12 protein-coding genes are annotated in these 12,779 nt (G+C 67.9%); 8 read left to right on the forward strand and 4 right to left on the reverse strand.

Annotation, left to right across the window (positions count from 1 at the left end):
* Window positions 1-142 precede the first annotated feature (142 nt).
* Complete coding sequence (locus ACFXIV_RS42130) at window positions 143-970, forward strand: helix-turn-helix transcriptional regulator (protein ID WP_379402559.1); 828 nt, start codon at window positions 143-145, stop codon at window positions 968-970.
* Window positions 971-1,082: 112 nt separating this feature from the next.
* Window positions 1,083-2,255: an FAD-dependent monooxygenase gene (locus tag ACFXIV_RS42135; protein ID WP_379402558.1), complete on the forward strand. Its 1,173-nt coding sequence runs from the start codon at window positions 1,083-1,085 to the stop codon at window positions 2,253-2,255.
* A 131-nt stretch (window positions 2,256-2,386) separates the two neighbouring features.
* Here the strand turns inward: ACFXIV_RS42135 and ACFXIV_RS42140 are convergent, their stop codons facing one another.
* Window positions 2,387-3,274 (reverse strand): helix-turn-helix domain-containing protein, encoded by an 888-nt coding sequence (locus tag ACFXIV_RS42140; protein ID WP_379402557.1) that lies wholly within the window; start codon window positions 3,272-3,274, stop codon window positions 2,387-2,389.
* Between the two features lie 312 nt (window positions 3,275-3,586).
* Here ACFXIV_RS42140 and cysD point away from each other — a divergent pair, with 312 nt between their 5' ends.
* The 5 genes from cysD to ACFXIV_RS42165 are packed head-to-tail and all read left to right on the forward strand — an operon-like array spanning window position 3,587 to window position 9,496.
* Window positions 3,587-4,492: a sulfate adenylyltransferase subunit CysD gene (gene cysD / locus ACFXIV_RS42145; protein ID WP_354851579.1), complete on the forward strand. Its 906-nt coding sequence runs from the start codon at window positions 3,587-3,589 to the stop codon at window positions 4,490-4,492.
* Complete coding sequence (gene cysC / locus ACFXIV_RS42150) at window positions 4,492-6,354, forward strand: adenylyl-sulfate kinase (RefSeq protein ID WP_379402556.1); 1,863 nt, start codon at window positions 4,492-4,494, stop codon at window positions 6,352-6,354. The genes cysD and cysC overlap by 1 nt, the downstream gene beginning before the upstream one ends.
* The gene (locus ACFXIV_RS42155; protein ID WP_379402555.1) at window positions 6,354-7,550 is read left to right on the forward strand and encodes a hypothetical protein; all 1,197 of its coding nucleotides are present in this window, start codon (window positions 6,354-6,356) and stop codon (window positions 7,548-7,550) included. The genes cysC and ACFXIV_RS42155 overlap by 1 nt, the downstream gene beginning before the upstream one ends.
* Window positions 7,547-8,344, forward strand: coding sequence for an SDR family oxidoreductase (locus ACFXIV_RS42160; RefSeq protein ID WP_379389674.1), 798 nt, complete (start codon window positions 7,547-7,549; stop codon window positions 8,342-8,344). The genes ACFXIV_RS42155 and ACFXIV_RS42160 overlap by 4 nt, the downstream gene beginning before the upstream one ends.
* 18 nt (window positions 8,345-8,362) lie before the next feature.
* Complete coding sequence (locus ACFXIV_RS42165; protein WP_379402554.1) at window positions 8,363-9,496, forward strand: sulfotransferase family protein; 1,134 nt, start codon at window positions 8,363-8,365, stop codon at window positions 9,494-9,496.
* Between the two features lie 102 nt (window positions 9,497-9,598).
* On the opposite strand, the gene ACFXIV_RS42170 is transcribed toward ACFXIV_RS42165, so the two are convergent.
* The 3 genes from ACFXIV_RS42170 to ACFXIV_RS42180 form a co-directional block, all read right to left on the reverse strand.
* Window positions 9,599-9,880: a hypothetical protein gene (locus ACFXIV_RS42170; protein ID WP_379402553.1), complete on the reverse strand. Its 282-nt coding sequence runs from the start codon at window positions 9,878-9,880 to the stop codon at window positions 9,599-9,601.
* A complete protein-coding gene (locus ACFXIV_RS42175; RefSeq protein ID WP_379402552.1) occupies window positions 9,877-11,013 on the reverse strand; it encodes a Rieske 2Fe-2S domain-containing protein in 1,137 nt (378 codons plus the stop codon). The genes ACFXIV_RS42170 and ACFXIV_RS42175 overlap by 4 nt, the downstream gene beginning before the upstream one ends.
* A gap of 201 nt (window positions 11,014-11,214) precedes the next feature.
* Complete coding sequence (locus tag ACFXIV_RS42180) at window positions 11,215-11,823, reverse strand: TetR family transcriptional regulator (RefSeq protein WP_379402551.1); 609 nt, start codon at window positions 11,821-11,823, stop codon at window positions 11,215-11,217.
* A 105-nt stretch (window positions 11,824-11,928) separates the two neighbouring features.
* Between ACFXIV_RS42180 and ACFXIV_RS42185 the strand changes: the two genes are divergently transcribed.
* Entirely contained in the window at window positions 11,929-12,777 is an 849-nt protein-coding gene (locus tag ACFXIV_RS42185; protein ID WP_379402550.1) for an SDR family NAD(P)-dependent oxidoreductase, read from the forward strand.
* Window positions 12,778-12,779: the final 2 nt, after the last annotated feature.

A 12,779-nucleotide genomic window follows, 5' to 3' on the forward strand; every position in this document is an offset into this window, starting at 1 on the left:
CCCGGCCGCCGCTCCTCGAGAGCCGGGTTCGGTATCCGAATCTGCACCCGCTGACGAACAGGATGGCCGTCGGCGCCATTATGGTGCGTTCCGCGGAGCGTCTCGTCCCCCAAAAATCGAGACAGCGGCCCACACTGGAGCCATGGCTGACAGGAACGAACTCGCGGCTTTTCTGCGGGCCCGGCGCAATCGGCTGACACCCGGTGAGGTCGGGCTGCCGAACGGAATCAACCGCCGTGCACCGGGATTGCGCCGTCAGGAAGTGGCACAGCTGGCCGGGATCTCGGTGGATTACTACATCCGCATCGAGCAGGCCCGCGGCGCGAAGCCGTCGCGGCAGGTGCTGGCGGCGCTGGCCCGCGCGCTCATGCTCACCGTGGACGAGCGGGAATACCTGTTTCGGATGTCGGGGGAGTCGCCGCCGGTCACGGCCGGGCCGCACAAGACTGTGCCGCAGGCGGTCCGGTCCATCCTCGACAATCTGGCGGCCCCGGCGTATGTGGTGGACGCGACCTATGAGGTGCTCGCCTGGAACCGGGCGGCCACGCCCTTCGTCGGCGATCTCGACACGGTGCCCGAGCACGAGCGCAATATGATCCGCTGGATGTTCCGGGAGGCCGCCGACCATCCGCAATGGGCCGACGCCGAGACCCGCGACTTCGCCCGTGCCCTGATCGCCGATCTGCGCGCGGCCTATGCCCGGTATCCGGGGCATCCGGCGCTGGCCGCGCTGGTCACCGAACTGCTCGGCACGTCGAAGCGGTTCGCCGACATGTGGGCCGCCCACGATGTGGAGGTGCGCCGGATCCACCGCAAGCGCATCCGTCATCCGGAGCTGGGGCCGCTGGACTTCCACTGCCAGGTGCTGCACATCTCCGACACCGATCAGCGGGTCATCGTCTACTGCGCGACGCCGCACACCCGGACCGCCGCCGTCTTCCAGTCGCTGGCCGCCGCCACCGACCGCTGAAGGTTTGCCAACATTCGTTGGCCAACAAGTGTTGACATGGCTTCGACCGGGTCGTACCGTCTAAGTCAACAGACGTTGGCCAACAAATGTTGGCAGAGCCTCAGGAGTCGTCATGAACACCGTCCCCGCCACCGCCTCGGTCGTCATCGTGGGTGCCGGTCCCGCCGGGCTGACCGCGGGCATCGCGCTCGCCGACGCGGGTGTGAACGTGGTGCTGCTCGACAAGCTGGCCGAGGGCGCCAACACCTCCCGCGCGGTCGTCGTGCACGCCCGCACCCTGGAGGTGCTCGAGCAGTTCGGCGTCACCGAGACCCTGCTCGAGCGCGGAATCGTGGTGCCGCACTTCGTGATGCGCGACGGCGACCACGTGCTGGCCCGCATCTCGTTCGACGGACTGCCCACCGCCTACCCCTACACCGTGATGATCGGTCAGGAATCGACCGAGGCAATCCTGCTGGCGCGCCTCGAGAAGGCGGGCGGGCAGGTGCACCGGCACGCCGAGGTCACCGGCGTCGTCCAGGACGCCGACGGTGTCACCGTCTCCTTCACCGACGCCGACGGCGCCGCGAATTCCGTTCGCGCGGACTGGGTCATCGGTGCGGACGGCATGCACAGCCCGGTCCGCGAGGCCGCCGGGATCGGCTTCACCGGCGCCACCTACCCCGAGTCCTTCGTCCTCGCCGATGTCCGCATGACCTGGCCGGACCCGCGCGACGAGGTCTCCCTGCACCTGTCGCCCGAGGGGGTCACGGTCGTCGCGCCGCTGCCCGACCCGCAGCCCGACCGCTTCCGCATCGTCGCCACCGTGGCCGACGCCCCCGAGCACCAGGATCTGGCCTATGTACAGGCGCTGGTCGACGCCCGCCGGCCCGGCGCGCACGCGAAGCTCGAGGAGATCGTCTGGAGCTCGCGCTTCCGGGTGCACCACCGGGTCGCCGACCACTACCGCGCCGGCCGCATCCTGCTCGCCGGGGACGCCGCGCACGTGCACAGCCCGGCGGGCGGCCAGGGCATGAACACCGGCATCCAGGACGCCGCCATGCTCGGCCGCCTGCTCGCCGCGGTGGTCGCGGGCGCCCCTGAGGCCACCCTCGACGAGTACGAGCAGACCCGTCGCCCGGTGGCGCTGGGCGTGGTCAGCTTCACCGATCGCATGACCCGCATGGCCACCTTGCGTCCGGTGCCCGCCCGGCTGGTCCGCAACCTCGTCATCAGCACCGCCGCCCGTATCCCGGCGTTCCGTCGCAACATGGCCTACCAGCTCTCGGAACTGGCCAATCGCTGACTGCCGCAGCATGATTCGGCGGCCCGCACCCTCGGGTGCGGGCCGCCTGTCGGGTGGGATTCGCCGATGACGCCGCGTCGATCAGTGGCCGTCGCGGTGATCAGTGGCCGTCCCAGGACGCGGATGACGCCTCAGCCGCGCAGGGATGTGGTGACGGTATCGGCCGCGGCAATGGTGGCGGTGGCCAGCTCGTGCAGGCGGGCGGCGGGGAGATTGGTGTCGGGGCAGGAGACGATCGACGCGATGACCGAGCCGTCGGAGGCGAAGATCGGGGCGGCGACCGACACGACCGCATTGTGGTCGCCGAGTTCGTCGGGGAGATAGTCGATGGTGATGAGGTCGGCGATCATGGCGCTGAGACGGTGCCGCAGCGGATCGGTGACAGGGGAATGGCGAAGTGCCCCCAGGGCTTCCAGCATGGGGGCGGACTCGTCGGCAAGGCGTTCGACGGAGTAGCCGCGGGCGGCGATGACGTCGAGGACCGCGGTGAGGCGGGGGCGGTGGCGTGGGTCGGCGGCCTGCAGCCAGGTCTCCCGCTCGGATTCCGGTGCCCAGGCGATGAATTCGCGGCAGACCGGCGGCGCGAACGGCATGCGGCGGGCGGGGCGGATCCACGGGACCGACGGGGTGCCGAGCACCTCGGTGATGACGATGGCCTCCTGTTCCCGCTCGGCCAGGAAGATCGGGACGCCGTGCGCGGTGGCCAGCGCGTGCATGGGCTCCACGGCCAGGCGGCGCAGCGGAAAAGCGGTGTCGGCCCGCCGCGCCACGGCCAGTAGTCCGAGGCCGAGGCTGTAGTTCCCCTCGCTGTCGCGCACGGTCCAGCCGTCGGCGGTGAGCTGGGTGAGCACGGCGTGCGCGGTGGCCCGGGACATGCCGGTGGCGCGCACGATGCGGGCCAGTGAGAGGCGCTCGCCGGAATGCCGCGACAGCAGCTCGATCGCCTGCACGACCCGGTGGGTCGGCGGTGAGGCGGGCGCGGAACCTGCTCCGGCCGCCGTTCCGGGTTCGGAAGCCACAGGGGCGGTGGTGGATTCAGGCAACTCGATCCCTGCTGGTGTCGGTCCCGGCGCTGCGGGAGGTTCGGGCCCGATCGTATCGGCCGGGGTGTCGGTCATCCGCACCGGAGTGGCCCGGATCCGGTGTGCCCGAGCTACTCCGATGCGCGGCGGCAACTACTCCGATACGCGGCAATTCGGGCGCGGGTATTGACCGTCGCCCGGGTGCCGACCTATCGTCGGTGTCACATTATCGAACAATAGCGTCGAATATTCGACACTGCAAGGTCGAATGACCGGACGGATCGGATGACGCGGCGAATGGGACGAGAGATGCGCACGGGATATGAGCTGTCGCACCTGAACGCCTTGGAGGCGGAATCGGTGCACATCATCCGGGAGGTGGCGGCCACCTTCGAGCGGCCGGTGCTGCTGTTCTCCGGTGGTAAGGACTCGGCGGTCATGCTGGAGCTGGCACGGCGGGCGTTCTGGCCCGCGCCGCTGCCGTTCCCATTGCTGCACATCGATACCGGGCGCAATTTCGACGAGGTCATCGACTTCCGGGATCGCACCGTGGCGCGGCTGGGCGCCCAGCTGCTGGTCGGCAGCGTGCAGGACGATATCGACGCGGGCCGGGTCACCGAACGGCCTGGCGAGACCCGAAACCGGCTGCAGACCACCACCCTGCTGCGCACCATTCGCGAGCACCGCTTCGACGCGGTATTCGGCGGGGCGCGTCGCGACGAGGAGAAGGCGCGCGCCAAGGAGCGGGTGTTCAGCTTCCGCGACGAGTACGGCGCGTGGGAACCGCGGGCCCAGCGCCCCGAGGTGTGGAACCTCTACAACGGCCGGCACCGCAAGGGCGAGCACATCCGGGTGTTCCCGCTGTCGAACTGGACCGAGCTCGACATCTGGGAGTACATCGACCAGGCCGAGGTGGAGCTGCCGTCGCTGTACTACGCGCATCGGCGCACCGTGGTGGCGCGCGACGGAATGTTGCTGGCGGACAACCGATTCCTGGAGTTCGGCCCGGAGGAGAAGCGCTTCGAGGCCACCGTGCGCTTCCGGACCCTCGGCGATGCCGACTGCACCGGTTGCGTGGAATCCACCGCGGCCGACCCCGCCGAGGTGATCGCCGAAACCGCCGCCACCCGGCTGACCGAGCGCGGCGCCACCCGCGCCGACGACCGCATCTCGGAGTCCGGCATGGAAGATCGCAAGCGAGAGGGCTATTTCTGATGCGTCGCAACCTGTTACGACTGGCCACCGCGGGCAGCGTGGACGACGGCAAATCGACCCTCATCGGGCGGCTGCTGTTCGACTCCAAGAGCCTGTTCAGCGATCAGCTGGATGCCATCGAGCGCGCGAGCCTTTCGCGCGGCGGCGACGGGCCGGACCTGTCGCTGGTGACCGACGGCCTGCGCGCCGAACGCGAGCAGGGCATCACCATCGATGTCGCGTACCGCTACTTCGCCACGCCGCGAAGGAAATTCATCATCGCCGACACCCCGGGGCACGTGCAGTACACCCGGAACATGGTGACCGGCGCCTCCACGGCCGACCTGGCGCTCATCCTCGTCGACGCGCGCAAGGGCGTCTCCGAGCAGACCCGCCGCCACGCCTTCCTGTCCTCGCTGCTGGGGGTCGGGCACCTGGTGCTGTGCGTGAACAAGATGGACCTGGTCGACTGGTCCGAGCAGCGGTTCGAGGAAATCCGGTCGGAATTCGCGGATTTCGCCACCAAGCTCGATGTCGGCGATCTGAGCTTCATCCCGGTGTCGGCGCTGCACGGCGACAATGTGGTGGATTCGTCCGCGCGCACCGCCGGCTGGTACCCGGGCCCGCCGCTGCTGCGGCACCTGGAAGAGGTGCACGTGGCCTCCGACCGCAACCTCATCGACAACCGGCTGCCGGTGCAGTACGTCATCCGGCCGCACGGGGAGAACCAGCGCAGCTACGCGGGCACCGTCGCGGGCGGCATCTTCAAGCCGGGCGACGAGGTCGTGGTGCTGCCGTCGGGGCGGACCAGCCGAGTCAACCAGATCTGGGGGCCGGGCGGCGGGAAGGTCGACGAGGCCTTCACCGGTATGGCGGTGTCGCTGACCCTGGACGACGAAATCGATATCGGCCGTGGCGATATGCTCGCCCGGCCCGGCAACCAGCCGCACACCGATCGTGAGCTCGACGCCATGGTGTGCTGGTTCTCCGACGACACCGAACTGCGGGCCGGCAACTCCTACGCCATCCGCACCGCCACCCAGACCTCCAAGGTGGAGGTGAGCGAGCTGGACTACCGGCTGGACGTGAACACCCTGCACCGGCAGACGGACGCGGATCGGCTGGGGCTCAACGACATCGGGCGCGTGACGATCAAGAGCCGGCAGTCGCTGCTGTTCGACCCGTACCGGGAGAACCGCGCCACCGGCAGCTTCATCCTCATCGACGAGGCCACCGATCAGACGGTGGCCGCGGGCATGATCACCGGACGCTCCACGGGCGCACCGCGGGTCGGGCAGAAGGCCTCGAATGTGGTGTGGCACAGCTCCGCCGTGGAGCGCGGGCAGCGGCTCAGCACCGGCGCGACCGTGTGGCTGACCGGACTGTCGGGCTCCGGGAAGTCCACCATCGCAGTCGAATTGGAGCGGCAGCTCATCGAGTCCGGGCAGCCCGCCTACCTGCTCGACGGCGACAACCTGCGGCACGGGCTGAACAAGAACCTGGGCTTCACCGACGAGGACCGGCGGGAGAACATTCGCCGCGTCGCCGAGGTGGCGGCGCTGTTCGCGGATGCCGGCGTGGTCGCCATCGTGTCGCTCATCAGCCCGTTCCGTGCCGAACGGCGCGAGGCGCGCAAGCTGCACGACTCCAGGAATCTGTCGTTCCGGGAGATCTTCGTGGACACCCCGCTCGCGGAGTGCGAGCTGCGCGACTCGAAGGGCCTGTACAAGCGGGCCCGCGCCGGGGAGCTGCGCGAATTCACCGGCATCAGTTCGCCGTACGAGCGGCCGGAATTCGCCGACCTGACCATCACCCCCTCGGCCGGGACGCCGGCCGAGATCGCCCATCGAATTCGAGAGATCCTAGGAATCGCTGATAGCTGATGACAGATATAGAAAAGGCCGAGCTGCCCCTGACCGAGCCGTTCCTCGCGGCCGTCGCCGAGGCCGAAAAGCTCATCGCCGCCGCCGATTTCATCCGTGACCCGCACGACCTCGCGGAGGGCTACGACTACCTGCAGGGCAGCATTGCCGCCGTGCTGCAGCTGTCGCGGGCGCACGGCACCTCGCACCCGTACCTCGTGTCCGCCACCGGGCCCTACACCAAGATGGGCCTGGACAACCCGGACACGCTGTACTACAGCGCCAATATCGAGCCGAATGCGGAATACCTGCTCACCGGCGTGCGCGGCAGCACCGTCGACCTGAGTTTCCAGGTGCTCAAGGGCGATTACACTGCCACCGACGTCCCGAACGGTGACGACGCGTTCGACGACCGGCGGCTGCAGATCAACGAGGACGGCAGCTATCAGCTGCGCTTCGGCCCGCCCAAGGAGAATCCGGAGCCGAACTACTTCGTGCTCGGCGAGGGCGCGTCCATGCTGGCCGTGCGCGAGGTCTACGGCGGCTGGAATGCCGAGCGCAAGGGCAGCATTCGCATCGAGCGGGTGGACACCATCGGGACCGCGCCGGTCGAGGCCGGGGTGGAACAGCTGCGCAAGCGGTACCGAGCGGCCGGGCGCATGCTGCTGACCCGGGTGCACACCTGGTTCAACTTCCCGAAGTGGTTCTACCTGAACCTGCCGGTCAATACGCTGACCGAACCTCGGCTCACGCCGGGCGGCTTGAGCACGCAGTACTCCTCCGTCGGGCATTTCGAGCTGGAGGACGATCAGGCGCTGATCATCACCGTGCCGAAATCCGATGCGCCGTATCAGGGTTTCCAGCTGGGCAGCCGCTGGTACGTCTCGCTCGACTACGCCAACCACCAGACCTCGCTGAATCATCAGCAGGCGCAGGTGGATCCGGACGGGATGATCCGCATGGTGGTCTCCGCCCGGAACCCGGGGATCGCCAACTGGATCGAGACCACCGGCCGCAAGCTCGGCATTCTCCAGTTCCGCTGGCAGCGCGTGGATCGCGCGATCACGCCGGAGGACGGGCCGACCATCGAGCTCGTTCCGTTGGACAAGGTGGCCGAACGGCTGCCGCACTACGAACACAATCGAATCGACGAGGCCGGATGGCGCGAGCGGATCGCCGCTCGCCAGCGCGCCTTCGCGGAAAGGATGCTGGGATGACCCGCCTGAAGACGGGACTGCTGGCCGACAAGGTCGTGGTCGTCAGCGGCATCGGGCCCGGTCTCGGTCGCTCCATCGCGCTGGAGGCCGCGGCGGCCGGGGCCAAGGTCGTGCTGGCGGCGCGCACCGAGTCGCGGCTGAAGGAGGTCGCCGACGAGATCGCGGCCGAGGGTGGCGCGGAAACGCTCTGCGTGCCCACCGATATCACCGATGAGGCCACGGTCCAGAACCTGGCGAAGCAGACCCTCGAGACCTTCGGCCGGGTCGACGCGCTGGTGAACAACGCATTCAAGGTGCCGTCCATGAAGCCGCTGGCGCGCACCGACTTCGAGCAGATCCGCGAGAGCGTGGACCTGACCGTGCTCGGCAATCTCCGCATGACGCAGGCGTTCACCGACGGGCTGGCCGAGACCAAGGGCTCGGTCGTCATGGTCAACTCCATGGTGCTGCGGCATTCCGAACCCCGCTACGGCAGCTACAAGGTCGCCAAGGCGGCCCTGCTGGCCATGTCGCAGACTCTGGCGACCGAGCTGGGCGAGAAGGGGATTCGCGTCAACAGCGTGCTGCCCGGCTACATCTGGACCGACCAGCTGAAGTGGTACTTCAGCGAGATCGCCAAGAAGTACGGCATCACCGAGGAGCAGGTCTACCAGCAGACCGCGTCCAAGTCCGACCTGAAGCGGCTGCCGCTGCCCGACGAGATCGCCCAGACCATCGTCTTCCTCATGTCGCCGTGGGCCAATGCCATCACCGGGCAGACCATCGACGTCAACTGCGGCGAATACCACGTCTGAGCAAGGAGTTTCACCACTATGAGCGGACGTACCAACGTCGGCACCGTCGAGGATCTGCACCACTCGGCGTCGAAAGTCAGCGGCCTCACCGACTTCGGGTCCGACGACTACCTGGAGGCGCTCGGCGTCCTGCTGGAGTCATACCAGCGTGACGCCGGGCTCACCGAGCTCGGCTCCAAGATGAGCCGGTACTTCCTGCGCGGGGCGCTCGTCGCGCGTGCCCTGAGCGAAGCCTCCTGGCAGGCCAACCCGGCCTACACCGAAACCCAGGTCACCAGGCCGATTTTCGTGACCGGGCTGCCCCGCACCGGCACCACCGCCCTGCACCGGCTGCTCGCCGCCGACCCGCAGCACCAGGCCCTGGAGATGTGGCTCGCCGACTTCCCGCAGCCGCGGCCGCCGCGCGAGACCTGGGCCGACAATCCGGTCTACCAGGCGGTCGACAAGGGGTTCGCCCAGCACCGGATCGAGAACCCGGAATTCATGGGCGTGCACTACATGACCGCCGCCGAGGTCGAGGAGTGCTGGCAGCTGCTGCGCCAGACGGTGAAATCCATCTCCTACGAGTCGCTGGCCTACCTGCCGAGCTACTCGCAGTGGCTGCGCAAGCAGGACTGGACGGATGCCTATGCGCGGCACAAGGCGAACCTGCAGCTCATCGGCCTGGGTGACAACCGGCGCTGGGTGCTGAAGAACCCCAGCCACCTGTTCGCCCTCGACGCCCTGATGAAGGTGTACCCGGACGCGCTGATCATCCAGACCCACCGCGACCCGGTCACCATCGTCGGCTCCTCGTGCAGCCTGTCCGAGCAGGCCACCGCGGGCTGGTCCACCACCTTCGTCGGCGAGAAGATCGGTGAATCACAGCTCGAACTGTGGTCCCGCGGCCTGCGCGAATTCAATACCGCGCGAGCCCGGTACAACCCGGACCAGTTCATGGACATCGAATTCGACGAACTCCGCGCCGACCCCTTCGCCACGGTCGAGAAGATCTACTCGAAGTTCGGCCTGGACTACACGGATTCGGCCCGCACCGCCATGACCACCCTCGACGAGGAGAGCAAGTCCGGCGACCGCAAACCGGTCCACAAGTACTCCCTGGCCGACTACGGGCTCACCGAAGACCGGGTCCGAGCCGAATTCGAGCTCTGACCAACCCATCTCGGACGGCCGGGTGCGCACCTCGCGCATCCGGCCGTCCGCGCTGTGACGGGTTTTCACCGCGGTCGATTCGACCGTGATCAACCTCTGCTGTCACGTCGGGTGTGCGACCGGGGAGGTCACCGCGCTCAGTCCGGTGAACAGTACGGTCAAGCCGCGCTGCATGATCGCTTCGACCTCGGCGAAATCGGTCGACTCGGCCCTGACGATCCAGTGCGTATAAGCCTGGCGGCTGGTCTGTACCACCAGCTGGGCGGGCAGTTCGCGCAGAAACGGATCGGTGCCGAGATCGATACGCGCGGCGAGGAATTCGGTGATGGGCTCGTAGAGCCATTCGCCCCACTCCAGCCATCGGCGCCGGTATTCGGGGCTCATGACACCGGTGAGGCGGCTGCGCGGGCCAGATTGGCTCGGACCTCGGCATTCCAGGCCTCGGCCGGGCGGGTGGTGTCGAGTTCGTATTCGAATCGATCGACCATCGCCGGTTCGATATCGGCCTGGTCGACGTAGAACTGCTGATACCAGCGGCGCAACTGATAGACCGGGCCGTCTTCCTCGCAGAGCAGCGGATTGTCGATGCGCGCCTTGCGTTTCCAGATCGCCACGTCCTGCTCGAAGCCGAGCTTGACCCAGTCGCCCATCGCACGGGCACCGGCCATGGCTTCCTCGGCGTCGAGACCGGCGGGGATTTCGACCATGATGCCGTACTGCAGGACGAAGGAGTTCGCGTCGATCGGATAGTGGCAGTTGATCAAAACTGTTTTGTGGTCACCGTTCTCGTAGCGATAGAGCAGGTCGTCGATCATGAACGAGGGTCCGTAGTACGAGGCAACCGACTGTGTGCCGAGCAGTTTCGGCTCGCCGATCGGTCCCGGCAGATCCTCGCGCGCACCGCTGTCGAAGTACTGGGTCGCCACATGCCCTTCGAACACGTTGCGGAAGTAGGTGGGCAACGAGCCGTGCACGTAGAAGAAGTGCGCCATATCGACGATGTTGTCGACGATTTCACGGCAGTTGGTGTCGACGACGGTGGTGTACCAGTGCCAATCGGTCCACCCTTCGCTGCCGGCCGACTCGATGCGGGGAATGGCGACCTCTGGCGGCGGCGGATTGCCCTCGGGGTCGTTCCACACGAACAGCATCCCGTCCTGCTGCAGCGTGTTCCACGCTCGGGTACGTGCCAGCGGCGGGACGCGGCGGCCGTAGGGAATCTGCTTGCAGCGGCCGTCCCCGCCCCAGCGCCAGTCGTGAAACGGGCACGCGATCTCGTCCCCTTTGACTTCGCCGTCGGACAGATCCCCGCCCATGTGCCGGCAGTAGGCGTCCAGCACCTTCAGCGTGCCGTCCGCCCCGGCGAAGATCACCAGTTTGGTCCCGAACGCCCGGATGGAATGCGGCTTGCCGTCGGCGAAATCGCGCACCAACCCCAGGCAGTGCCAGCCTCGCGCGAAGCGGGCCGGTGCCGGCTCGGCTTCGACCCGGCGGAACTCGTCACGCATCGTTGTCATAGGTACCGTCCTCGCTCGGTGTGAATGCGGAACACCAACTCACGGGCCCCGTCATCGGAGCCGGCCCCGCACATTTCCCGTTATAGCGGTGGAAAATCCCATGCCGCGCAGATGATTTCACTCACTGGACGATCGGAGAAACTCCGCCATGGGGTTTCGGTGACTGGAACGTCGAACGGTGGTCACCTCCGGGCTCGCCGCTCATCGCGCTGATCGCCACGGTGCCAGGAGAAGTTCGCAGGCTCGGTGGATGTCGGAGAGGGCTTGGTCGGTGGTGAGGCGGCCGGCGGTGGTCCAGGTGAGGATGCCGAAGACGCACTGCTCGAGGAGGCGGGCCAGGCGGTGGTCCTCGGGGGTGGGGTGGGGGATGGCGGCGGCGGTCAGGATGCGGTCCGGCATGGCGTAGTCCTGGGCGAGGGGGCTGGCGGGGGCGGGGTCTTCGGCTCGGACTGCGTTCATGGACACCAGCATTGCGCGGGCCAGGCGGGGGTGGCGGAGCAGTTCGCCGATGGCGGTACCCAGGAATTCGGTCGCGCCGGCGACCGGGTCGGCGGGAATGTCGGCGGGACTGGGCATTTCGCGGATGGCGCGATCCAGGACGCCCGCGAACAGGTGGTGCTTGGACGGGTAGTAGCGGTACAGGGTGCCCAGCGCCACCCCGGCGGTCTGGGCGACCTCGCTCATCTGCACGCCGTCCAAGCCGTGCTCGGCACCCAGGCGGGCGGCGGCGCGTAGGATCGCGCGCTGGCGCTCGAGCTGGCGGGCGGTCGATACCCGGCCGGGGGTGCGGGACTCCGGAATTCGCGGCATGGCCTCATCTTCTGTCGGAAAACTAGAATTCACTCTAGTTTTTTCGGCCGGAAGTTTGTAGAACTGGAGGGTGCCGAGTTCATTCTCACAGGTGAGGAAGTCGCGATGAACGGTGAAGATCCGCAGCATCCGGTCGATCCGGAGCGCCCGGTCGATCCCGAGCGGTATGGGCCGTGGGCGGTCATCACCGGGGGATCGGAGGGGGTCGGGCGGTCGTTCGCGCTGGAGCTGGCGCGGGCGGGGATCGCGCTGCTGCTGGTGGCGCGGCGGGCCGAACCGCTCGCCGCGACGGCCGCCGAGTGCCGGGCGCTGGGCGTCCAGGTACGCACGCTGGCACTGGATTTGACCGCGCCCGGCGCGGTGGCGGAGATCGCGGCGGCGGTGGACGATGTCGAGGTCGGGCTGCTGGTGCTCAATGCGGGCGCGAATACGCACAGCGCGCCGTTCGTGGACGGGGATCTGGACGCCTTCCACCGGGTCATAGATCTGAACATCACCGCGCCGCTCGGGCTGATCCACCACTTCGGGCGCGCCATGAAAACCCGTGGACGAGGCGGGATTCTGATGGTCGGGTCGCTGGCCGGGTATCTGGGCTCGCAGCATCACACCGTGTACGGCGGGGTCAAGGCGTTCGGGCGGATCTTCGCCGAGAGCTTGTGGCTGGAGCTCGGCGAATACGGGGTGGATGTGCTCGAACTGGTGCTCGGCGTGACCCGGACACCGGCCATGGAGCGCGTCGGACTCGACTTCACCGTGCCAGGGATGACGGTGTCCGAGCCCGACGACGTGGCGCGCGAAGGACTTTCGCGGCTCGGGTTCGGGCCGGTGCACATCATGTCCGGCAACGAGGCGGGAGCCGCCCAGCGCAATGACCCGGATCGGGCGGCCGCCGTGCTGCGCGCCGACAAGGGCATGCGGCGGCTCATGGGTCTGCCGGAACGGGTGGTGCGATGAGT

The organism is Nocardia sp. NPDC059236, assembly GCF_042754085.1.
Lineage (GTDB): Bacteria > Actinomycetota > Actinomycetes > Mycobacteriales > Mycobacteriaceae > Nocardia.